General features: G+C 56.7%; 18 protein-coding genes. 8 read left to right on the forward strand and 10 right to left on the reverse strand.

Annotated elements, in window-relative coordinates; translation table 11 throughout:
• Positions 1 to 29 precede the first annotated feature (29 nt).
• Positions 30 to 2,204, forward strand: a complete 2,175-nt coding sequence (locus tag C1A08_RS01920; protein ID WP_101571016.1) for a S46 family peptidase — start codon at positions 30 to 32, stop codon at positions 2,202 to 2,204.
• Between the two features lie 76 nt (positions 2,205 to 2,280).
• Here C1A08_RS01920 and C1A08_RS01925 read toward each other — a convergent pair whose 3' ends face one another.
• From C1A08_RS01925 to C1A08_RS01960, 8 genes are all read right to left on the reverse strand, one after another.
• Positions 2,281 to 3,783 carry a WG repeat-containing protein gene (locus C1A08_RS01925; RefSeq protein ID WP_101571018.1) on the reverse strand — a complete coding sequence of 501 codons (1,503 nt, stop codon included), beginning with the start codon at positions 3,781 to 3,783 and terminating at the stop codon, positions 2,281 to 2,283.
• A 5-nt stretch (positions 3,784 to 3,788) separates the two neighbouring features.
• Positions 3,789 to 4,646 carry a hypothetical protein gene (locus C1A08_RS01930; protein WP_055205511.1) on the reverse strand — a complete coding sequence of 286 codons (858 nt, stop codon included), beginning with the start codon at positions 4,644 to 4,646 and terminating at the stop codon, positions 3,789 to 3,791.
• 72 nt (positions 4,647 to 4,718) lie between these two features.
• The gene (locus tag C1A08_RS01935) at positions 4,719 to 6,164 is read right to left on the reverse strand and encodes a WG repeat-containing protein (protein ID WP_101571020.1); all 1,446 of its coding nucleotides are present in this window, start codon (positions 6,162 to 6,164) and stop codon (positions 4,719 to 4,721) included.
• A gap of 251 nt (positions 6,165 to 6,415) precedes the next feature.
• Complete coding sequence (locus C1A08_RS01940; RefSeq protein ID WP_055205509.1) at positions 6,416 to 7,477, reverse strand: chorismate mutase; 1,062 nt, start codon at positions 7,475 to 7,477, stop codon at positions 6,416 to 6,418.
• A gap of 56 nt (positions 7,478 to 7,533) precedes the next feature.
• On the reverse strand, positions 7,534 to 8,373 hold the full coding sequence (locus C1A08_RS01945; RefSeq protein ID WP_055205508.1) for a prephenate dehydrogenase: 840 nt from the start codon (positions 8,371 to 8,373) through the stop codon (positions 7,534 to 7,536).
• Positions 8,370 to 9,539 (reverse strand): pyridoxal phosphate-dependent aminotransferase, encoded by a 1,170-nt coding sequence (locus tag C1A08_RS01950; protein ID WP_101571021.1) that lies wholly within the window; start codon positions 9,537 to 9,539, stop codon positions 8,370 to 8,372. The genes C1A08_RS01945 and C1A08_RS01950 overlap by 4 nt, the downstream gene beginning before the upstream one ends.
• A gap of 18 nt (positions 9,540 to 9,557) precedes the next feature.
• A complete protein-coding gene (locus C1A08_RS01955; protein WP_055205506.1) occupies positions 9,558 to 10,388 on the reverse strand; it encodes a prephenate dehydratase in 831 nt (276 codons plus the stop codon).
• Positions 10,389 to 10,651: 263 nt separating this feature from the next.
• On the reverse strand, positions 10,652 to 11,995 hold the full coding sequence (locus C1A08_RS01960; RefSeq protein WP_101571023.1) for a DNA recombination protein RmuC: 1,344 nt from the start codon (positions 11,993 to 11,995) through the stop codon (positions 10,652 to 10,654).
• 110 nt (positions 11,996 to 12,105) lie between these two features.
• Between C1A08_RS01960 and rpe the strand changes: the two genes are divergently transcribed.
• The 7 genes from rpe (at position 12,106) to C1A08_RS01995 (ending at position 21,561) form a co-directional block, all read left to right on the forward strand.
• Positions 12,106 to 12,756, forward strand: a complete 651-nt coding sequence (gene rpe, locus C1A08_RS01965) for a ribulose-phosphate 3-epimerase (protein WP_101571611.1) — start codon at positions 12,106 to 12,108, stop codon at positions 12,754 to 12,756.
• A 7-nt stretch (positions 12,757 to 12,763) separates the two neighbouring features.
• The gene (gene abc-f, locus C1A08_RS01970; protein WP_101571025.1) at positions 12,764 to 14,719 is read left to right on the forward strand and encodes a ribosomal protection-like ABC-F family protein; all 1,956 of its coding nucleotides are present in this window, start codon (positions 12,764 to 12,766) and stop codon (positions 14,717 to 14,719) included.
• Positions 14,720 to 14,766: 47 nt separating this feature from the next.
• Positions 14,767 to 15,510, forward strand: coding sequence for a 23S rRNA (guanosine(2251)-2'-O)-methyltransferase RlmB (gene rlmB, locus C1A08_RS01975; protein ID WP_055205505.1), 744 nt, complete (start codon positions 14,767 to 14,769; stop codon positions 15,508 to 15,510).
• A 4-nt stretch (positions 15,511 to 15,514) separates the two neighbouring features.
• Positions 15,515 to 16,576, forward strand: a complete 1,062-nt coding sequence (locus C1A08_RS01980) for a M20 family metallo-hydrolase (protein WP_101571027.1) — start codon at positions 15,515 to 15,517, stop codon at positions 16,574 to 16,576.
• A 52-nt stretch (positions 16,577 to 16,628) separates the two neighbouring features.
• Complete coding sequence (locus C1A08_RS01985; protein WP_101571029.1) at positions 16,629 to 19,448, forward strand: M16 family metallopeptidase; 2,820 nt, start codon at positions 16,629 to 16,631, stop codon at positions 19,446 to 19,448.
• 64 nt (positions 19,449 to 19,512) lie between these two features.
• A complete protein-coding gene (argH, locus tag C1A08_RS01990) occupies positions 19,513 to 20,844 on the forward strand; it encodes an argininosuccinate lyase (RefSeq protein WP_055205502.1) in 1,332 nt (443 codons plus the stop codon).
• A gap of 9 nt (positions 20,845 to 20,853) precedes the next feature.
• A complete protein-coding gene (locus tag C1A08_RS01995) occupies positions 20,854 to 21,561 on the forward strand; it encodes a M48 family metallopeptidase (protein WP_101571032.1) in 708 nt (235 codons plus the stop codon).
• 73 nt (positions 21,562 to 21,634) lie between these two features.
• Here the strand turns inward: C1A08_RS01995 and C1A08_RS02000 are convergent, their stop codons facing one another.
• Entirely contained in the window at positions 21,635 to 22,846 is a 1,212-nt protein-coding gene (locus tag C1A08_RS02000) for a DUF4493 domain-containing protein (protein ID WP_101571034.1), read from the reverse strand.
• 10 nt (positions 22,847 to 22,856) lie between these two features.
• Complete coding sequence (locus C1A08_RS02005) at positions 22,857 to 24,296, reverse strand: hypothetical protein (RefSeq protein ID WP_101571036.1); 1,440 nt, start codon at positions 24,294 to 24,296, stop codon at positions 22,857 to 22,859.
• Positions 24,297 to 24,455: the final 159 nt, after the last annotated feature.

Raw genomic sequence — 24,455 nt, forward strand, 5'->3', positions numbered from 1 at the left:
ACTCTCCCGTTTAAAAATAGAGAAAACCGATGAAAAAAATCTTGATTTACGCCCTGTTGGCGCTGCTGGCTCCCGCGTCGGCCATGGCCGACGAAGGGATGTGGCTGGTGAACCTGTTCGAAAGTTCGATCTATCCCCAAATGAAAAAAAAGGGATTGAAGCTGAAACCGGGCGAGATCTACAACGAGCGGGGTACCGCACTCAGCGGCGCGATCGTAGCGGTGGACTACGGGATGGGAACCGGAAGCGTGATTTCCGACCGGGGCCTGGTCATCACGAACCACCACGTAGCTTACGGCGACATACACGATCTGAGCACCCCGGAAAACAACTACCTTGAAAACGGATTCTGGGCGGCGACCGAACAGGACGAACTCCCGGTCAAAGGCAAAACGGTGATGTTCCTGCGCCGGATCGCCGACGTTACCGACGAAGCGGTGGAAATGCGCGACAGCATGATCCGGGAAGGAAAATTCGGCGTATTCGGCACCCGGAAGATATACGGCGCAATCGAAAAGAAATACGGGAAGGACACTCCCTACGAAGTCTCCTGCGCTTCGATGTGGCGCGGGGAAAAATACCTGCTGTTCTATTACGAAGTCTATAAGGACGTCCGGCTCGTCGGGGCTCCGCCCGAAAAGATCGGAGCGTTCGGAGGCAACCAGGACAACTGGGGATGGCCGCAGCACAAAGGCGATTTCGCCCTATACCGCGTATACGGCGACAAAGACGGAAAGCCCGCCCCGTATTCGAAAGACAACGTTCCGATCAAACCGGCGAAAGTGCTCGACATATCGACGGGCGGCGTCCACGAAGGAGACTATACGATGGTGCTGGGCTTCCCGGGACGTACCAACCGGTACATGTCGTCGTTCGCCGTCGCCGAAAAACAGCAGGTCGTCAACCCGGTCGTGATCCGGGCGCGGCACGAGCGGATGGAGATCATCAAAAAGCACATGGAAGCCGATCCGAAAGTACGCCTGTTGTACAGCGACAAATATTTCAACCTCAGCAATTACGCCGATTACGCGACCTGGGAGAACATCTGCCTGCGTCGTTACGACGTCGCCGGCATCCGCGAAGCGGAAGAAACCGAACTGCAACGGTGGATCGCGGAAACGCCCGAACGGCAGACCGAATACGGCCGCGTTCTGGCCGACCTGAAAAAAGGGTATGCGGCCCGTGCGGAGGCCGTCCGCCGGAAAAACTACTTCCAGGAGGCCTGGATCAGCCCGAGCGACGCGCTGATGACCGGTTTCCGAGTAGCGTCGATGGTCAACCGGATGCGGAAAGAGAAGATCGACAGCGTGCGGGTCACAGACAAAGCGTTCGCCTACGCGCTGAACCTGACGAAAAAAATGTACGCGGCCTACGATCCGGCCACCGATCAGGAGATTTTCGCCGCCATGCTGAAACTATTCACGGACAACGTACCGCCGCAGATGTGGGGCGACTATCTGCAACAGGTTTATACCCGCTACGACGGCAATGCCGAAGCGATCGCCGACTACGCGTTCCGTAACAGCGCGTGCGCCACCCTCGAAAAACTCTGCGAATACTTCGAAACCCCGCGCACGGCCGACCAGATCATGCAAGATCCGCTGGTAGCTCTCGCCGCTTCGGTTTCGACGATGACGTTCAGCGACGGAGTCCGCAACGCCGAAGAAGAGGCGGAAACCGACGTCGACAAAACCGAATCCCTGTACGCCAAAGTGCTGTACCGGATGCGGGAATCGAAAGGGCTCCCGCAATACCCGGACGCCAACTCCACGATGCGGATCACGTTCGGCAACGTAGAGTCGATCAGCCCGTACGACGCGGTAAAATACGACTTCCGCACGACGGTAGACGGATACCTCGAAAAAAACGACCCGAAAGATTTCGAATTTCGGGTGGACGACAAGATGTTCTCGCTGATCCGGGCCAAAGACTGGGGCAGATGGGGCGAAAAGGGAGTCCTTTACACGGACTTCATCACCAATAACGACATCACCGGAGGGAACTCGGGCAGCCCCGTTCTCAACGGCCGGGGCAACCTCGTAGGGCTGGCTTTCGACGGCAACCGCGAATCGATGTCCGGCGACATCTATTTCCATCCCGAATATGCGAGGACCGTCTGCGTCGATATCCGCTTCGTTCTCTGGATCATCGACCGGTACGCCGGCGCCTCCGGCCTGATCGAAGAAATGCGCCTGGTGAAATAAATGACCGAGTACCTGAAAAAGCGGGCGTGTCTGTCGACACGCCCGCTTTTTATTTTCAGTACCTTATGCCCGCGGCCTACTCTTCGGTCGTCTCCTCCTCACGGCCTTGCATGTCGATCTTGTAACTTTTCCCGCCGCGCACGACCAATGCCGTTCCATCCTTAAAGTCATAAGCATCGTCATAACGAAACGGGATAACGGCCGTCCCGTCCTGACGGATATAACCGTAATGTTTTTCGGAAAAGACCAGAATCAAATCGTTCTCGGTGCCGCCCATCCAACGGTAAATAAACGGAACCAACTCTTTCCCGTCGCGGTCGCATAATCCGAAAAGCCCGTCGCAAGCGACTTTGGCGATTCCGCGCTCGCTGTTCCATTCGACCAATTCGTAAATCGCCGGCAGGATCTCCTTTCCGGTTTTGTCGATTAACCCGTAACAACCGTTGCGCATGACCTCGGCGCGCCCCTCCATGAAATCGCTCGCCCACTCGTAACGCAATGGAAGCGCTTCATTCCCGGAACAATCCACATAACCCCACAGATCGCCCTTGCGGACGCAGATCAACGATTCGCAAACCGGCCCGACCCAACAATAAAACGACTGAAGCTGCGTACGGTTCAGCAGGTACTCCTCCCGCCGGGCATCGCTGTCGTCCGGCTCCGCAGCGGACGGTCTCCGTTCGTTCGCCAGTTTTACCGACAAATCGACACCCAGTTCCGTACGGTCGCCTGACAATTTCCGCAACGCTTCGCTCAACGCCAAACGACCGTGCAACGTATGATTGCTGCACGAAAGCATTTCGACGATCCGCAACACCGGTTCGCATCCCGCCTCCCTGGCGACATCGGCAAACATCGGAAGCAGGGGCGAACGCACCACGGGAAACCGGAATATCGCATTGCCCCTCAAATACCGGAAAGCGGCCGGATCGGATGCAACCGCTTTTATACCCAACGCCAGGTTGGCTACCATCACGTTGTCGGCGTCCCGAATCGATTCGTAATCCGGAGCGTCCGATCGCGGCATCTGCATGTACTCGTAATTGACCAGATGCACCGAACAATCCTTGTCGATCATCACGTTCGATGCGCGGATCGCCCCGTGAACCAGGTTGTCGTTGATCAGCCACACGGCCATCTGGCAAAATTCCGTCAGTAATTTACGGATACGTTCCTTGTCGCCCTCCATGCAGGCCTTTTCGAGAAACTCATCCAACGGCTGCATATGATCGGGATATTCCATCAACACCACGTCGATGTAACCGGCAGCTCCCCGGTCGTTGAAAACCAGCATTTCTCCGCTCAGATAATAATAACCGACCAGAAACGAGGAACGTATCCTCTGGAGATAGGCGGCAATCCGCCGCCACGACAACGTATTCTCCTGCTCCTCGCGCAGCGAACATTTCAGCAGGTAGCTCCTGCCCTTCCACACGACCGAGAAACTGATCGTCGTTCCCGAATATGAAAAAACGGGATCGCCCTTTTCGTCCGTCTTTACCCCGATCTCCCGCAACGTTTTGAAACGGCCCGCCGGATTGCAAACGGATTCAATCAAATTATATATCGATAAAGCCATAGGTTTTAGAATAAAAGGTTCGCACTTACGGAGCCGATATTCATCATACTGACCAGATCGGTCATCGCCGCGTTGTAACTGATCCCCCTGAAACGCTCCCCGTCGCGTCCCCGCAGCTGGACGATGCTTTCGTTATAGATTGCCGGCATTTCACTGGACATATCGTACAGCAACCGGGCGTAACGCTGATCGGGAAGCTCTTTTTTCGATTCGGGAAACAACACGGGCGAACGCTCCGCATCGGAAGAGATATGGATGTTGATCAGCAGCGCAGCACCGTCCTCGGTAGAGAGTCCTTTGATACTGTCGGCGATCTCCTGCAACTTGAAATCGTCCCCGTCGGACGACTCCCCGTCGGTAATGTTGAAGATCGTCGGCGGATAACTCTTCCGGTGCGCCTTCGCGCCGCACCACGCTTTGCAAAGCCGGTAACACTCGGTCAGCGCATGATACATCGGCGTCTTTCCGCCCGCATAAGGCTCCACCCAGATCTTCTGGCAAACCGACGATACGACGGTACTGCCGTCGGGCAACCGGCGCTCCCGTTGAACGGGCACGCGAGACAGTTCGTTTCCTATCAAATCGTTGGGACGCATAAACATTCTATTCGGGTTCTTCCACAGGGAAGCAACCTCGTCTCCGTGATACCCCAGTACGGCGATATCGAAATAATCGCGGTACCCCTCTTCCCGCCTGCTGCGGTTGAGCAGCTCGGCGATCAGCATATTGACGATAAAAGCCACCGCTTTGGCTTTGACAACTTCTTTACGATCGATTACCACCGTTTCGGCCATCGATCCGGACTGATCGATCAGGATAATGAAAGCTGCCGGAGAGTTCCGGCTGATTCTGGCTGAATACATAGAATTGCGATTTAGCTAAGGCTCTAACAAAATTACAATTCCTGTCCGGATAAACAAACCGTAGCGATCATTTCAGACCCGAATCTGCCACTTTCGATCGAAACGCCCGATAAAAAACGATTCTCCGTTTTTTTCGACCCGCGCACGACCGTTCCGAAAACAACCGGCATAGTCGAAAACCGGCGGCCCCGCCAGCTCGCCCGACACGTCGATATATCCGAATTTATCCCCGATCCGCACGGCGGCCAGCCCTTCCCGGAAACTGGTTGCGAACACGTACCGCAGCGGGATCGCCCGTCTGCCCTCCCGGTCGATAAAACCGTACAGGCTCCCGTCAGAAACCAGGGCCAGGCCTTCGCTCAACGGTTCCACGCTCCGGTAATCGCGGCAATCGATCCGACAATGTCCCCGAGGGTCGATCATCCAAAACCCCTCTTCGAGACGCACGACGGCCAATCCTTCACGGAAAGGTTTCGCGTCGAGATAGATGTTCTGCAACAGGATGCGCCGATCCTGCAAATCGGCGTACCCGAACCGCCCGTCGCAGCGAAATACGGCGCAACGCGGGTTTTCGTCGTCGACTATCTCGATCCCGTCCGACAATCCGTCCGGCACATTGCCCGATAAATCCCTCAACAACCCAGGCAATCCGTTCACTTCCGGCGTCGGATGCTGCATCCAGCCGCCCAGAACGACCAAAGCCGACGCGCCGCAGCGCGCCCACTCCCGCATCAGTCGGTCGAAAAGGGCCGACTTCCCCCGATTCACCTCGGCAGCGTCGAAAATAATATTCTCCCCGTCGTGATAACGCCCGAAAAGCGACGGATCGAGTGCCAGCGCATGCAGGCTCAGGCTAATCAGGGCGATCGGATAATCGTCGATCGCCTTCCCGAAAAAATCCGCATCGCGCGACGGATGCTGGTAAGCCGGCGAGCCGATGACTTCTGCCTTCCGTCCGGCCAGTTCTCCGATATAGGCTCCGTCGTAATCGATCAGCCGCAACCGCCCCTGCCGATCGACCATCAGATTGTCCTGTTTCAGATCGCCGTGCGCGAAATCCGATTCCAACAGCCACAGCGCCATCCGGTCGAACGCCCGGGCCAATTCCTTGAGCCCCGTACGGTCGCCGTTACGGCACAGTCGAGCCAACCGGCCGCCAAGCGACTCGCCTTCGACCCACTCCATCAAAGTTACCGGATAATAAGCTCCTCCGCCCGAGTGCTCGCACAGATAAATCTCGTCCGGCAGGAAACGGGCCGGCACCAAATAAGGAACCGTTCCGCCGCCGAGCGACGCATAGACCGCAGCGGCATGACGCGGCAGGCGCGTATAACATTTCAGGGCGTAATATTTTCCGTCCGCGCAGCGGACTTTGAAAATCACCGAATAATTCCCCGACCAGAACAACGGTTCTCCGTATGCATCCCGCTCGGGGACAACCTCCCCCAGCGTCCTGAAAATACGAAACGGATCGGTCAACGCTTCTACATACTGGCCGATAATCGGATTTCTCAACATAATCGTTCAAATTCGGGATCTACGATAAAGTTTTTAAAGTTATGTAAAAATTGCGGCGAGGGAAAATAAAAACCGTGAAAATAACGAATATTTATACATGACGCGGAAGATCCTTCCTGTCTGACGCATCGCCGATCTCACAAGTCATTATCCTGAATACAAACACGATAACACAATATTATTTCCACCCAGAACGCGACGGGGCGTCCGACCGTATGCCGAACGCCCCGTCACGACCGGATTCCGGCAATTTACCGGTTCATCACCATATTCTGGCGGTTGATGCTTTCGAGGTGGATCGCTTCGAGCACCGTTTTCAGGAATTCGGTGCTGACGCCCAACTTCGGAGCCTGCGAAACCACGCGGTCTACGATGCTCTGCCATCGGCCGCCCTGCAGGATCGTCACGTTGTTGTCGCGTTTGACGAGTCCGATCTGCTCGGCCACCCGCATCCGCTTGCTGATCAATTCGAAAATTTCGGCGTCGATCTGGTCGATCTGGCTGCGCAGTTTCGCCAATGCCTGCTGGTAATCCGGGCTGTCGGTCGTCGAACGACGCCATACGATCTTACCCAGCAACTCCTTCAACCCGTCCGGGGTAACCTGCTGCGAAGCGTCGCTCCACGCCTTGTCCGGACAGATATGGCTTTCGATGATCAGCCCGTCGTAATCGAGGTCGGCGCTCTTCTGCGCAACCTCCTGCAGATACGTCCGGCAGCCGCAGATATGCGACGGATCGCAGATCATCGGCAGTTCCGGGAAACGGCTCCGCATTTCGATAGCCAGATGCCACATCGGATTGTTGCGGTACAGCGAGGCTCCGTAGGCCGAAAAACCGCGATGGATCAGGCCGAGCTTGGTGATTCCGGCATTCTGCATCCGGGCTATCGCCCCGCTCCACAGTTCGATGTCGGGATTCATCGGGTTTTTGATCAGCACCGTCACGTCGGCCCCTTTCAGCGCATCGGCAATATCCTGCACGCTGAACGGATTGACCGTCGTACGGGCCCCCACCCAGATCACATCCACCCCGAATTCGAGGGCGGCCTCGACGTGTTTCGACGTGGCCACTTCGGTTCCGATCGGCAGGCCGGTCAGTTCGCGGGCCTTACTCATCCACGCCAGACCTTTGAGGCCCACTCCTTCGAACGAACCGGGCTTCGTCCGGGGTTTCCAGATGCCGGCGCGCAGTACGTCGACCAGGCCGGTCGCAGCGATTTGCCGACAAGTCTCGAGTGTCTGTTCCTCCGTCTCCGCGCTGCACGGGCCGGAGATAATCAAGGGACGTTTCGCTTTGATATCAAACGGTTTCATATCCTTATGTTTTTTACGTTTCCTGTTTTCATTCCGGCGAACGGGCGCCGGACGCCCTATTTTATAATCCGGTTGATCCGGTTCGCGCGCTGCATCATCTGTTTCAGTCCTTCGGTGTCGTCCTTTTCGAGCAGGCGCCGGAAAATCTGCAACTGATGGATATGCTCGCGCAGCACGTCGAGCACATTATATTTATTTTGCATGAAAATCGGAGCCCAGGTTTCCGGCGAACTTTTCGCCAAACGCACCGTACTCTCGAAACCGCCGCCCGCCAGATCGAAGATATGTTCCTCTTCGCGCTCCTTCTCAAGCACGGTCAGCGCAAGCGCGAACGACGTGATGTGCGAAATGTGGCTGACGTAAGCCGTATGCGTATCTTGCTCCTCGGAACTCATGTATTTAATCGGCATTCCGATTTTCCGGTAGATATCCTCGACCAGTTTCAATGCGTCCGGATCGCTCTCCGCACCGTCGCAAAGCACCACCGTACGTCCTTCGAATCCATCGTGAACGGCCGCTTCCGGGCCGCTGTACTCGGTACCCCACATCGGGTGGGTCGCTACGAAGCGCCCGCGCCTGGGATGCTGGGCGATCACCTCGCAAAGCTCCTGTTTGGTCGATCCCATGTCGATCACCACCTGCCGGTCGACCTTGTTCAGCACCTTCACGGCCAGCAGCGGAATCGAATCTACCGGCGTGGCCAGCACGATCAGATCGGCAGCCGGAATCGCTTCGTCCAGCGGAAGCGTGCGATCGACCAGTCCCAATTCGACCGCCTTGGCGCGGTTGCGCTCGGAATTATCCACTCCGATCACTTCCTCGCAAATGCCTTTATCTTTCAGGGTCAGTGCGAACGATCCCCCGATCAACCCGATACCTATTACCGCCGCCTTCATAGCAATGTCTTGATTTTATCGATCGAACGCTGCAACAACTCTTCCGTCGCGCAAAGGCTGATCCGGACGTACCGGTTCCCTTCCGAACCGAAAATACCGCCCGGCGTCAGGAAGACGCCGCAGCCGTTCAGTATTTTATCCGAAAACTCGTAACAGTCGCCCGCGCCCTCCGGCAGGCGTCCCCAGACGAACAGACCGGCCTGGCCCGCATCGTACGAACACCCGATCTGGTTCAGGATTTCATAGGCTTTCGCTTCGCGGCTGCCGTACAACTTGTTGATCGAACGGTACCAGTCGTCGCCGAGGCTCAACGCTTTGGCCGCAGCCGCCTGCATCGGGTAAAACATTCCGGAATCCATATTGCTCTTGAATCGGATGATCTCGTCAATCCGCTGTTTCGCCGCTCCGATCATCCCGATACGCCAACCGGCCATGCTGTGGCTTTTGCTCAGCGAGTTCAGTTCGATGGCCACATCCATCGCCCCGTCGGCCGCAAGCAGGCTCGCCGGACGCGGGTTACGCAAGAAACTGTACGGGTTGTCATGCAGCAGCAGGATGTTATGCTTTTTCGCGAAATCCACCAGTTTCTGAAACAAACCCTCTTGGGGTATCGCCCCGGTCGGCATGTGCGGATAATTGACGATCATCATTTTGACGCCCTGTATCCCCTGCCGTTCGATCTCGTCGAAATCGGGCATCCAGCCGGTCGCCTCGCGTAATTTGTAATCGACGCAGACCCCGCCGGCAATCGTAGCCGCCGAGCGGTAAGTCGGATAACCGGGATTCGGCACCAGCACTTTATCGCCCTTGTCCAGGTAGGTCATGCAAACGTGCATGATCCCCTCTTTCGAGCCGATCAGCGGCAGGATCTCGCTCACAGGATCGAGCGTTACGCCGTAACGATCCCGATACCAAGCGGCGAATGCGTTGCGCAGCACGGCGGCGCCTTTATAGGGTTGATAACCGTGATTCCCAGGTTTGGCCGCTTCGGCGGCAAGCGTGGCCACCACCTCCGGATGGGGAGGCTGATCGGGACTTCCGATGCCGAGGTTGATTACCTCGCGTCCGGCGGCCCGCATCTCGTCGATCTCACGCAGCTTCTTCGAGAAGTAGTACTCCTCGACGCTGCCCAGCCGTTCGGCCAGTTCCACTTTGATCGGATTCATCTTTTGCTATTTTAAAATTTACGAATGTTCTCCTCTGCGGTAAACGCCGTATACGTGCAGCTCGCGGCTCGCGCGGCGCATACGTTCGATCACTTCGTTATAATCGTCCATCGACGCGAATTCCATGTCGATATGGAACATATAGTGCCACGGTTCGCTCGGGATCGGCGACGATTGCAGCTTGGTCATGTTGATCGACGAATCCTCCATCGCCCGCAGCACTTGCAGCAGCGATCCCTGCCGGTGGTCGGTCATCAGGCACAGCGACGCCTTATCGGCCTTTTCGTCGATCGGCTGGTGGTCGGGGCGCAGAATCATAAAGCGGGTGCAGTTGTTCTTGATCGTATGGATGTCGGGAGCCAAAATTTCGAGTCCGAACAGCCGGGCCGCCAGTTCGCCGGCGATTGCGGCGGCGTTGCGCGTGCCCCGTTCGGCGATCCGGCGGGCGCTGAGCGCGGTGTCTTCGGTTTCGACCAGCTTCCAGCCGTGCGGATCGAGGAAATCGACGCACTGCAACAACGCCATCGGATGCGAGTGCACCTCTTCGATATCTTCCAACCGCACGCCGGGCAGCGCCATCAGGTTCTGCCTGATATGCAGGTAATACTCGCCGACCGCCTGCAGGCGGCTGTTATGCAGGATGCCGAGATTCGGCAGGATGCTGCCGGCGATCGAGTTCTCAATCGCCATCACGCCGCAGTCCGAGTCGCCGCTTTCGACCTGGCGAGCCACTTCGCGGAATGTCGGGCACGGCACGATCTCGATCCCTTCGCCCCAATACCGTTCGGCGACAATGTGGTGGAAACTCCCCTCGTAACCCTGTATGGCCACTTTCATCTTTCCGTTCATCTTCCTGTCTCTTTTACATCTTCCGTATCGACAAAAAATCCCGGCTCCTTACGGACCGGGATTTTTATTATTTTTCGCACAAGCACTTATCTTCGCTATCGGCAACGCAACCCCAGTCCGCTTTTGGTAAAAAAGTAGAAGTAAAAATAATAACCCCAAAAAAGCGAAAGCTGATTCATCGTCCCTCTGAACTGATTAGCTTGTTATACTTTATTTTTTAACTGTGCAAATGTACGATAAAAACGGGAAAAAACAAGAAAAATTTAACCGATACCGTTATTTTTTTCAACCTGAAGCCCCGAGCGGCCGTCCTGCGCCCCCGGCAACGGGTCCCCATCGTCGTAATCGGACAGCTGCGCAGGCAGGTCTTTGGTGGCTTTCACCCCCAGCTCACGCAACCGCTCGGTACGCCGGATCAGGTTGCCGCTGCCGGTTTTCAATTGTTTGATCGCCCGTTCGTATTTCTCCCCGGCAGCCGAAACGCTGCGCCCCAGATCGGTCAGCGTCTCGGCGAAACCGACGAATTTGTCGTACAGATTCGCCCCTTCGGTGGCGATCGCGATCGCATTCTTGTTCTGCTTGTCCCGCTTCCACAGGTCGTCGACCAATTTCAGCAACGCGAACAGGTTCGTCGGACTGCTGACGATCACCTTTTTATTATAAGCGTCGCTCCACAGCGTCGGGTCGTACTGCATCGCCAGCAAGAACGCCGGCTCGTTCGGCACGAACATGATAACGAAATCCGGCGAGTCTACGAGCGCCTGGTAACGCTTGCTGCCCAGCTCGTCGATATGACTGCGCACCGACCGCAGGTGATTCTTCACCGCGCGCGACGCTTCGTCCGGATCGGCGCTTTCGGTATAGGCGACATAAGCCGTCAGCGACACTTTCGAGTCGACGACGATCTGCTTGCGGTCGGGCAGGTTCAGGATCACGTCCGGACGCAGGTTGTTGCCCGCAGCGTCTTTGAGGTTCTCCTGCGTAAAATAATGAATCCCCTTGACCAAGTGCGAACTATCGAGGATCGTTTCGAGAATCATTTCGCCCCAATCGCCCTGCACCTTCGAATTGCCCTTCAGCGCACGCGTCAGGTTGTTGGCCTCCTCGGACATCCGGCGGTTCATCTCGTTCAGGCTGCGAATCTCCTCTTTCAGCGAGAAACGCTGCTGCGCCTCTTTGTCGTACACTTCGTCGACCCGTTTGCGGAATCCTTCGATATTTTCCCGGAACGGCTTCAGCAACGACTCCAGCGATTCCCGGTTACTCTGCTTGAACTGCCGGCTCTTCTCCTCCAGAATGTCGTTAGCCAGATTTTTAAAAGCGAGACGCTGCTGCTCTTGCAGCGCGGCGATCTCTTCGGTGCGGCGGGCGCGCTCGCGCTCGGCTTCGGCCTGCTGATAGAGCAATTTCTCCTCGAGGGCCGCACACCGGGCCGCCCGTTCGGCGGCCTGGCGGTTCAGGTCGATCAACTGTGCGTTTTTGGCTTCGTTATCCGCTTTCAACGCCTCTTCCGTCCGCGCATACCGCCTGAACGCCGGCCGGAAAGCCAACGCCGCCGCAGCGATTCCCGCAATCAATCCGATGAACAACAAACCCGCTTCGATCATTCTCCTGTCCTTTAAATTTAGCCGGCAACGCCGGCCGCAGAACAAAAATAGCTATAAAATCATTACCTTTGTACAAATTTGACATTTACAAAACCAAAACTTCAGAAAACATGAAAAGAATCATATCCCCTTCGGTGCTCTCGGCGGACTTCGGACATTTGGCCGACGACATCGCGATGCTCGACCGCAGCGAAGCGGAATGGGTGCACATCGACGTGATGGACGGCGTATTCGTGCCGAACATTTCGTTCGGATTTCCGCTGATGCCGCCGATCCGCAAAGGAACGAAAAAGGTGCTCGACACGCACCTGATGATCGTCAATCCGGAAAAATACATCGAACGCTTCGCCAAGGCCGGCGCGGACATCGTCACGATCCACCTCGAAGCGACCGACGACCTGCACGGCGCGATCGCGACGATCAAAAAGGCGGGCGTCAAAGCCGGCGTTTCGATCAAGCCGAAAACGCCGGTGTCGGCAATCGTACCCTATCTCAATGAACTGGATCTGGTGCTGATCATGAGCGTCGAACCGGGCTTCGGCGGACAGTCGTTCATCGAGGGATCGACCGAGAAAGTGGCCGAACTGCGTCGGGAGATGGACCGCTGCGGGTCGCAGGCGATGATCGAGATCGACGGCGGAATCACGCTGGATAACGCCGCCGAGGTGTATGCCGCCGGATGCGAAGTACTGGTTGCCGGAAGCACGGTATTCGCCAGCCCGGATCCGGAAGAGACAATCCACAAACTGTTGAACGTATAGACAAACGATGATATCGGTAGACAATCTTACGGTCAGCTTCGGGGGTTGGGATCTGTTCAGGGAGGTATCGTTCCTGATCAATGCCAAAGACCGGATCGGTCTGGTGGGCAAGAACGGAGCGGGAAAATCGACGATGCTGAAAGTGCTGATCGGAGAACAGCCGCCCTCGTCGGGAACCGTTTCGCGCAACGGCGACTGCACGGTAGGCTACCTGCCGCAACAGATGAAGGTGGCCGACACGACCACGCTGTTCGCCGAAACCGAATCGGCCTTTTCGGAAGTGATCGGACTCGAACGCGAAATCGAGCAACTGAACCGGGAGATCGCCGAGCGGACGGACTACGAAAGCGAGGGGTACGAAAAGCTGCTGCACCGGTTGAACGATGCGACCGACCGCTTTCACATTCTCGGCGGGATGAACCGCGAGGAGGAGGTCGAAAAGACGCTGCTCGGACTGGGCTTCCAACGAAGCGACTTCGGACGGGCGACCAGCGAGTTCAGCGGCGGATGGCGGATGCGCATCGAACTGGCGAAGCTGCTGCTTCGCCGGCCGTCGGTATTCCTGCTCGACGAACCCACGAATCACCTCGACATCGAGAGCATCGGATGGCTCGAAAACTACCTGAAGGAGTACAACGGCGCGGTCGTGCTGATTTCGCACGACCGCGCATTCCTCGATAACGTCACCACGCGGACGATCGAAATATCGCTCGGCAAGGTGTACGACTACCGCGTGCCGTACAGCCGGTACGTCGAGCTGCGGCGCGAACGGCGCGAGCAGCAGATGGCGGCCTACGTGAACCAGCAAAAGATGATCGAACAGACCGAAGACTTCATCGAACGCTTCCGTTACAAGCCGACCAAATCGAACCAGGTGCAGTCGCGCATCAAGCAACTCGAAAAGATCGAACGGATCGAAGTGGACGAGGAGGACCTCAGCCGGCTGAACATCAAGTTTCCGCCGGCCCCGCGTTCGGGACAGATCGTCGTGGAAGCGAAAGACGCCGGCAAAAGTTTCGGCGAAAAGCACGTCTTTTCGGGCGCGACGTTTACGATCGAACGCGGACAAAAAATCGCGCTGGTCGGCCGCAATGGCGAAGGGAAAACCACGTTCGCGCGGATGGCGATCGGGCAACTGGAGCCGACCGAAGGCAGCGTCCGCATCGGACACAACGTCCGCATCGGCTACTACGCACAAAATCAGGACGACCTGATGAACGGCGATTTCACGGTATTCGACACGCTCGACCGGGTGGCCGTCGGCGACATTCGGACGCGACTGCGCGATATCCTGGGGGCATTTCTGTTCCGCGGCGAGGACATCGACAAGAAGGTGCGCGTACTGTCCGGAGGAGAACGGGCGCGGTTGGCTATGGCCCGGCTGATGCTCGAACCGTACAACCTGCTGGTACTCGACGAGCCGACCAACCACATGGATATGCGTTCGAAGGACATCCTCAAAGACGCCGTCAGAAAATACGACGGCACGGTAATCGTCATTTCGCACGACCGCGAGTTCCTCGACGGGCTGGTCGAACGGGTATACGAATTCCGCGACGGACGGGTCAAGGAGCACCTGGGCGGCATTTACGATTTCCTACGCGACCGGCAAATCGAGTCGATGCGCGAAATCGAACAGAAAGCTCCCGTCGTTACAGCCGAACAAAAGCCCAAAGGGCCGTCCGGCAAGGCGCAGTACGAACAGAAACGGGAAGCCGAAAAACAGCTCCGCAAAGCGGAACGCGACGTCGAAAAGGCCGAACAGGAGATCATGGCGCTCGAAAAGGAGATCGCCGAAAAAGACCGGCAGTTGGCCGACCCCGCCGCACACGGCATCGACCTGGCGGACGGCAGCTTCTACGCGCATTACAACGAACTGAAAGACAAACTCAATAAACTGACGTACCGCTGGGAAGAACTCAGCATCACGCTGGAAAACCTGAAAGAAACGCTGGCCTCGTAGACCCGGCGGCAACGCCGGGGCGACCAAAGCCCGAAAAAAGAAAAACGATGGAAAAGAAAAACATGATATTCGGGCTACGCCCGATCATCGAGGCGATCGAGGCGGGCAAACAGCTCGAAAAAGTGTACCTGAAAAAGGGCGCCGACGGCGTGTTGCTGAACGAGTTGGCCGAACTGTGCCGCAGCAAGCGCATCCACGTGCAGTGGGTTCCGATCGAAAAACTGAATTACCTGACCCGCAACGGCAACCACCAGGGAGCCGTCGCGCTGACGGCGGCGATCGAATATGTCGACGTGTACGACATGCTGGCTGGGATTCCGGAGGACGAAACGCCGCTGGTCGTCGTTTTCGACGGGGTGACCGACGTGCGCAACTTCGGGGCGATCGCCCGCAGCGCCGAATGCGCCGGAGCGCACGGGCTGATCATGCCGGTCAAGAACTCCGCGCCGGTCAACGCCGAGTCGATGAAAAGTTCGGCCGGAGCGCTGAGCGTCATTCCCGTCAGTCGGGTCGGCAGCGTCCGCAACACGCTGAGAATATTGCAAAGCGAAGGAATGCAGATCGTAGCGGCCACCGAAAAGAGCAACACGCTGCTGTTCGAGGCCGACCTGACCAAGCCGACCGCGCTGGTAATGGGCAGCGAGGACGTAGGCATTTCGAAAGAGGTGCTCAAGATGTGCGATCTCCAATTGGCGATCCCGATCGTCGGCAGCATCGAGTCGCTGAACGTTTCGGCCGCCGCCGCCGTCATGCTGTTCGAAACGGCGCGGCAACGGATAAACAATCGATAACGCTATGGAAACGGAACAATTATACGAAAATGCGGTCGCTCTGTTGCGACAGATGATCCAAACCCCTTCGTTCAGCAAAGAAGAAGCCGGAACCGCCGGGCTGCTGGCCAAATTCCTGCAAGAACGCGGCGTGGAAGTGCACCGGAAAAAGAATAACGTCTGGGCGTTCAACCGCCACTACGACCCGGCCAAACCGACCATTCTGCTGAACTCGCACCACGACACCGTCAAACCGAACGGCGCCTACACGCGCGACCCGTTCGCAGCGACCGTCGAGGGCGACCGGCTGTACGGGCTCGGCAGCAACGACGCCGGGGCCAGCGGGGTATCGCTGTTGGCAGCCTTTTTGCATTTTTACGACCGGAAAGACCTGAAGTATAACTTATGCGTAGCGATCACGGCCGAGGAGGAGAACAGCGGGCACGACGGACTCGAATGCGTGATCCCGGAATTGGGGCCGCTGGAATTCGCGATCGTCGGCGAACCGACGCTGATGCAACTGGCCATCGCCGAACGCGGACTGATGGTCATCGACTGTACGGCGCACGGCAAAGCCGGACACGCGGCGCGCGAGGAGGGGGACAACGCGATCTACAAGGCGATGCAGGACATCGAGTGGTTCCGCACGTACCGTTTCCCGAAGGTGTCCGACCTGTTCGGTGCGGTCAAGATGAGCGTGACGATCATCTCGGCCGGAACGCAACACAACGTGGTTCCGGCCGAATGCCGCTTCACGGTGGATATCCGCGTCACCGACCGTTACACGAACGAGGAGGTTTTAGAGATTATTAAGGAGCATGTGAGCTGCGAAGTGAAAGCGCGTTCCACGCGCCTGCGACCGTCGAGCATCCGGCCGGATCATCCGATCGTACAAGCGGGCCTGGCGCTCGGACGCACGACTTACGGATCGCCGACGACGTCGGATCAGGCGCTGCTCGACATCCCGTCGCTGAAGCTCGGCGTCGGGGACAGCGCCCGGTCGCACAGCGCCGACGAATTCGTCCATTTGAGCGAAATCCGCGAAGGGATCGAACTGTATATAAAGATGTTATCCGCGATATTGTAACGAATCCGACCACGCCGACGAAACGGATCGGACAAACCTAAAATTCGGACGTATGAAAAAACTAATTCTGACTGCCGCCGTCGTGCTCGCCGCTGCGAGTATGTACGGCCACCGCGCACCGAAATACCAGCCCGTTCCGGTCGATACGGCGGTGCGCGTCGGAAAACTGCCGAACGGTCTGACCTATTACATCCGGCACAACGACCTGCCGAAAGAACGGGCCAACTTTTACATCGCCCAGCGGGTCGGATCGATTCTCGAAGAGGAGAATCAGCGCGGACTGGCGCACTTCCTCGAACACATGGCTTTCGCGGGAACCAAAAACTTCCCGGACGGGAAACTCACCGGTTACCTCGAACAGAACGGCATCAAGTTCGGCGCGAATCTGAACGCCTACACTTCGGTCGACGAAACGGTCTACAACATTACCGACGTGCCGACCGTAAAGCCGGGACTGGTGGACTCCTGCCTGCTGATCCTGCACGACTGGTCGGGATTCATCCTGCTCGAAGACGACGCGATCGACCGCGAGCGCAAAGTGATCCACGAAGAGTGGCGCACGCGCAGCAACGCGACGCTCCGGATGTACGACAGCCTGCTGCCGAAACTCTACCCGAACGGCAATCGTTATGCGAGCCGAATGCCGATCGGATTGATGGAAGTGGTCGACAATTTTCCGTACGAAGTGCTGAGAAATTATTACAGAAAATGGTACCGTCCGGATTTGCAGGCGATCGTCGTCGTGGGCGACATCGACGTGGACAGCGTCGAGGCGCGGATCAAAACAATGTGGCAGGATATCCCGCGCCACAAGCGCGCCGCCGAACGGAAATATTTCCCGGTAGAAGACAATGCGGAACCGATCGCAGCCATCGCCACCGATCCGGAAGCGACCTCTTCGTCGCTGGCCGTTTTCTACAAACACGACAAGCTGACGCCCGAACGAATGAAAACGACCGAAGCGCTCGACAACGATTATATTCAGTCTACGTTTTCGATCATGCTGAACGCGCGACTGGCCGAACTGACCCAACAGGCCGACCCTCCGTACCTGTATGCGGGATTCGGCGACGACGATTATTTCCTGGCCAAAACCAAGGGCGCTTATCAGCTTTACGTGGCCTTCCGGGACGACGCTTGGCAGCGGGCGCTCGACGCCGGGATCGGCGAACTGAAGCGGGCCCGCGAATACGGCTTCACCGCACCCGAATACCAGCGGGCGCAGGCGAAACTGGCCAGCTACTTCGAGAATAAATACAACGAACGGAACAAGGTCAAAAACGATACCTACGTGCAGGAGTGCCTCGATAATTTCCTCGAAAACGAACCGCTTGCGAGCGCCGAATACCTGTATCATTACTATCTGAAACGCGCTCCGGAGATCACACTGGACAGCATCAACGATATCTTCAGGACGATGTTCCCGGATCACAACATCGCGCTGATGATGATGGCCCCGTCCAAAGACTCGCTGAACTTCCCGACCGAAAAAGAATTCGTCTCAGCCTACCGCAAAGCGTACGAAGCCCCGGTGACCCCGTACGAGGAGAAACTGGACGAAGGCGGATTTCTCGACCGCGAACCGCAGGCGGGAACCGTCGTTTCCGAGCAGACCGACCCGGTATTCGGCACGACAGTGTGGACGCTGAGCAACGGAGCGCGCGTCGTATTCAAGCCGACCGATTTCAAGAGCGACGAAATCCTATTCGAAGCGATCAGCCTCGGAGGAACTTCCGCCTACGGAGACGGCGATTCGTTGTACATGAATTTCCCGACCGGTACGGCGCTCGTCGGCGGATTGGGCAAATTCCGGCCGACCGACTTGCAAAAGAAACTCGCCGGCAAACGGATCTCCTACCAACCCTATATCGGCAGCACGTCGGAAGGCGTTTCGGGCAGTTGTTCGCCGAAAGATTTTTCGGAATTGATGCAACTCACCCACCTGCTGTTCACCGAACCGCGCGAAGACACCGTCCTGTTCTCGGCCTGGAAAAACCAGACGCGCACCGTCCTGGCCAACCAGGAAGCCAATCCTTCGATAACGATGCAGGATACGTTAAACCGGGCGATATACGGGAACAACCCGCGCTACCGCCGCTTGACGCCGCAGCGTCTCGACGGCTACTCGTACGACCGGATTCTGGAACTTTACAGACAGCGTTTCGCCAATGCGGCGGATTTCACGTTCATCTTCGTCGGTAACGTCGATCCGCAGAGCATACGTCCCGACATCGAACGGTATATCGCCTCGCTGCCGGGTTCAGCGCAGAAAGAAACGGCTCGGCACATCGAATTCATCGTGCCGGGAAACCGCGAATCCCGCTTCGACAAAGAAGTATCCACACCGAAAGCGACGGTCGTCGTCACGATCAGCGGCGACGAACGCTATTCGTTGAAAGACCAACTCGAAATGACCTTTCTCAAACAGATCATGGACATCGTCTATGTCGAAACGATCCGCGCCGAGGAGGGAGGTACCTATGGGGTCAGCACGCAGGCTTCGCTGCTGCGCGAACCGTACAACCGGTATGCGTTCACGATCAGTTTCGATACGAGCAACGAGAAATCGGAAGCTTTGGCCGACCGGGCGCTGGCCGAACTGAAAAAAGTGGGCGACGAAGGCCCGACCGCAGCCGCTTTCGACAAAGTGAAAGAGTTCTTACAGAAAAGCTATGCGCAGTCGATCAAGGAAAACGGCTATTGGCTGGGGCAGCTCACTTCTTTCTACCGCTACGGAACCGACTCGCACACCGAATACCTGAAAACGCTGAACGCGATCACCCCGGAAGACATCGCCCGGCTCGCAAAGAAGATTTCCGATTCGCCGAACCGGGTGGAAGTAGTGATGAACGGAATCGCCAAACAAGAATAGAATTACGGGGCGTACCCGCAAATGCCCGTACGCTCCCTGTTTAAAACCCAAAAACGACAGACAGATGAAGTTGTGGCAAAAAACCAACGACGTGAATAAGGCGGTGGAACAGTTCACCGTCGGGCGCGACCGCGAGATGGACCTCTTTCTTGCCGAAGCCGATGTCCTGGGATCGCTGGCGCACACGCGCATGCTCGAATCCATCGGACTGCTCGGCAGCGAAGACCTCGCAAACGTGCAGCGCGAACTCAAAAACATTTACCGGGACATCACGGCCGGAAAATTTACGATCGAAGAGGGCGTCGAAGACGTGCACTCGCAGGTCGAATTCCTGCTGACGCAGCGCATCGGCGACGCCGGCAAAAAGATCCACAGCGGCCGTTCGCGCAATGACCAGGTGCTGGTCGACCTGCGGATCTTCCTGCGGCGGCAGATCCGGGAGATCGTAGCGGACGTGGAGCAGTTGTTCCACCGGCTGCAACAACTTTCGGAAAAGTACAAAGAGGTGCTGATGCCGGGATACACCCACCTGCAGATCGCAATGCCGTCCTCGTTCGGGCTGTGGCTCGGAGCCTATGCGGAAAGCCTGGTGGACGATACCGAAATGCTGCACGCCGCCTACCGCATCTGCAACAAGAATCCGCTCGGATCGGCCGCCGGATACGGCTCGTCGTTCCCGCTGAACCGTACGATGACCACGCAGTTGCTCGGTTTCGACACGCTGAGTTACAACGTCGTATATGCCCAGATGGGGCGCGGAAAGAGCGAACGGATCATGGCGCAGGCCATGTCGTCGGTCGCCGCTACGCTGGCGCGGCTGGCGATGGACAACACGCTGTTCCTGAACCAGAACTTCGGATTCATCTCCTATCCGGCCGAGTTGACCACCGGATCGAGCATCATGCCGCACAAGAAAAATCCGGACGTATGGGAACTGATCCGGGGCAAATGCAACCTGATCCAAGGACTTCCGAACCAGATCGCAATGATGACGACCAACCTGCCGTGCGGATACAACCGCGACCTGCAGTTGCTCAAAGAAGTGCTTTTCCCGGCCATCGCCGAACTGCGGAGCTGCATTCATATGGCAGTTTACATGCTCGAAAACCTGCAGGTTAAAGAGCACATTCTGGACGATCCGAAATACGATTACCTGTTCAGTGTCGAAGTGGTCAACAACATGGTGCTCAACGGAGTTCCATTCCGGGAAGCCTACAAAAAAGTAGGGATCGACATCGAAAACGGGAATTTTAAAGCAGAAAAAACCGTACACCACACCCACGAAGGGAGTATCGGCAACCTGTGTACCGACGAAATTTCGGCCCTGATGCAGCAAACGCTCGATAAGTTCCATTTCGACCGGGTCGACCGGGCCGAAACGGAACTGGTTAAATAAGCAAAGTTCATGGCGGAATATCACCATCCGTCGCTCGGTGCGATCACGGTCGTCCGCTCGTCGCGGTTACGCAGGCTCGGCATCAGCATCCGGGCAACGGGTGAAATACGCCTGTCGATCCCTTCGGGGGTCAGCGACCGGCAGGCGATCCAATTTCTGAACGAAAAGGAACAATGGGCCGTCCGTACCCGGGAACGGCTCGCCAGGCGCTACCCGCACGAAACGATCGAACTGCCCTACGCTACGCGCAGTCACGTATTGCAGTTGAACCCCTGTCCCTGCTTGAGCCCTTCGGCTCGGATCGGAAACGGAATCATCCGGGTCAGTTATCCCGCCGCCCTGCGATACGACGCTCCGGAGGTTCAGCGGATCATCCAGCAGGGAATCGAGGAAGCATGGCGTATCGAAGCGAAAGCCTACCTGCCGCAATGGGTCGACGCACTTTGTAAAACATTCGGATTCCGTTGCGGAACCGTGACGATCCGCAACACCCGGTCGCGCTGGGGCAGTTGCTCGTCGGAAAACAACCTGTCGCTGAGCATCCATCTGATGAAATTGCCCGACCACCTGATCGACTACGTCATCGTTCACGAACTCTGCCACACGCTACATAAAAACCACGGGGCCGAATTTCACCAGCTTCTCGACCGGCTGACCGGCGGTAAACATCCGCAATTGAGACAGGAACTGAAAAATTATACGACCCGTTGGAGATAATCGTCCGGAACGATATCCGGCATGAAACGGGCGTTCCTCCTGTGGGAGGAACGCCCGTTGTTTTCGCTGCTTTTTACAGCGTTTTCAATCGGATGTCGTCGATTCCGTAATTCGTTCCGAGACAATCGAAACGAATCACCAGATTTTTGGTCTTCGGGATTCCCTCCGTAACGGAGACCTGAGCCCATTTTTTATTCGCCGGACGAGCATCGGACGCGATCGGAAGCTGCGTAAAATTAGCCCCTTCATCCTGACTCACGCTGACCGTCAGGTTATTCACATCGTAAGCCTGCGAAAAACTACAGCATCCGAACGACAACACCAGATCGTTCGCCGCCATCGACGTATTCAGGCCCGAAACCGTAAAATAGGCGCCGGACGTCTTGAACAACAGGTAATTTCCGCCGGAAGCGCCGTTGTAATCGGAAGGAGCGGCCGACGAAACGAAAGCGCCCGATCCCGCATACGAAGCTTTCAGGTACGACCATTTCGCATACCCGCTGACATTTTGCTCGACCGAAACGGGAACGCCGCCCATCGTCTCCGTATAATCGACCACGCCGGAAGGGAAAACGACCGCCACGTCCTGCTCGCTCACATCGGTCGAAACCGTAATATCGAGTTTCAGGTTTCCCGAAACCGACTGAGGCGCGTCGTCGACGCTCACGTTATAGACGGTTTGGGCATCCAGCGTCAGCTCCTGCTCGTATTCCACTCCGTCGGCCGTAACGACGATCGTCGCCCGGTCGGCCGGAAAATAGCCGATTCGCCCACCGGAAACGTCGTCGTCAGTAAATGTCAGAGCGCCCTGGATCTGCCGGATCGTCGTTGAACGCGTCGAATGGTTGGCGCGAAAAGCTTCCGAATAGCTGACCCGGACGCCGGCATTGGTCTGCTTGCAGCCGATCGAAACCGGGGTTTCGTTGTCAACGGCGATCGACACCCCCGCCGATCCGCCGTAAACGGGCGTATCGAAAGCCGGCGCAGTAAAAGACTGCGAATAGGTCCGCACCGTATAAACTCCCGAAGGCAATTCGATAGGCCCCGGATCGACGCCGATGGGCGACAGCTTTTTAATCACCGTTTCGTTTTGCAGGATCTCGAGCGTGAAGGTGGCGGCATCCGCACTTTTGGTTGCCGACGCAGTTACGACTCTCACGGTCGGATCGACATCCAGGCGGACAACAAGCGATCCGTTTCCGACATTTCCGGGATCGTTTTTAGCGCACGATCCCCAGCCCATCGCCGTTATCAGCAATGGGAACAACAGGTTCCTTCTTTTCATAGTAGTTTGGTTATTCGGTCAGTTTCAATGGACTCCACCACGTATTCCATTGTCCCCACGCAGCTTCCGGCGTGCCGTACGCATAGGAGATATACTGCTGCACCCCTTTGCGCATGTGTCCCCGGCCGTCGCCGCTCCACCCGCAATTGTGCAGGTAAGGCTTCAAATTATCACGAATCTCTCCTTTCCGGGTAAAATGGATTCCGTCCTCCGATTCCCACAACACGATATAGCTGTCGGGACCCATCCGCTGGGCGGCATGGATCGCCTGAAATTTCTTGAGATCGTCACGGTATTTCACATCGCAATGATCGGCCCCTTTGATGTCGCTCTTATTGATCACCGTCCCGTGGAAATTCAGATGGGCGGGCCAATTCGGATCGTTCGCATCGGCCGTAACCAACCGGGTCGTTATCGACTCGTCGCCCGTCGCATTCCAGGTATAATAGCAATAGACGCTGTCGCCGAGCACCACGAACGACGGCTCCCCGGCTCCGAACTTCTTCGGATCGTCCGTGTACCGGATCATCGGCTGTACGTCCGTCCCGGTAGTCCAGCCCGAACCGTTCCACTTTTCCCACGGGCCTACCGGCGATTTCGAACGGGCGATATAAACATGGTTTTCGACCATCCCCTCGTTTTCAGTAGAAGTATAACCCGCATAGTAATAATCGCCCCACTGGGCTACGGCCGGGTCGCATACCGAAAAATGATCGGAAGCAAATTCGGTCGGAAGCAGCACCATCTGCTCCGGAGTCCACGTTTTGCCTCCGTCGGTCGAATGCTGATAGGAAGCCTGATCCCAGAATATGGTTCCGTCCGAAAAGTCCTGCGACACGCGTGCCCGGAAGCTACCGGCGACCTCTTCTCCGTTCAAATAGTTGGTCACCCCTTCCATATTCTTATCCGACTGCCAGACCATACACTGGTCGTTGTTGCCGTCGCTGAGCGTCCACAAGTATTCGCCGTACGGAAACTTATCCTTGTTGACCAGCTCCAGGCTCTGGTTGTCCTTATAATTTTCATAGCGCTGCGTGGCCACCGGACGGTGCCGCAGGGTCGTTTTATAGTCGGTATCCCACCGGTACAGGCTGAACGTAAGCGATGCGTTTTTCGCCTGTTGATTCGGGCAGATCACGCGTACCGAATAGAACGGTTTGGTTTCGGCGAACCGCTGGGCGGCCGTCATGCCTTTGCCCAGCACGACCGGCTTCATGACGGCATCGGCATCGAATTTCAGATTGCCGTCGTCGTGATAACCGCCCGGAGCGGCGAACCACGCATCGACCGAGCCGTCTTTGTTGACGATGATGGAAGGTCCGTAACGGTACTGTCCGCCGGTGTAAATATCCCACCCCGTCTCGACGACGGGAATTTCCAGAGCCGACTTGCAACCGCCCAAAGCCAGCGCCGGAATCATTGCCAAAACCAATTTCATTCTCTTTTTCATAGGTCAAAAATTTAAGGATGCGCAAATATCGTATTCAGACCCAAAAACCGTTCCAGACGGCCTTAATATCAAAATTAAATTATTTTTTCTGAAATAACAAATTCATCCGTAAAATTATTCCGAAAAGACGCAAATAGTCGCGCTTTTCGCTAAACAGAT

Origin of the sequence: Alistipes sp. cv1 (assembly GCF_900240235.1) — a bacterium.
Taxonomy (GTDB): Bacteria; Bacteroidota; Bacteroidia; order Bacteroidales; family Rikenellaceae; genus Alistipes_A; species Alistipes_A hominis.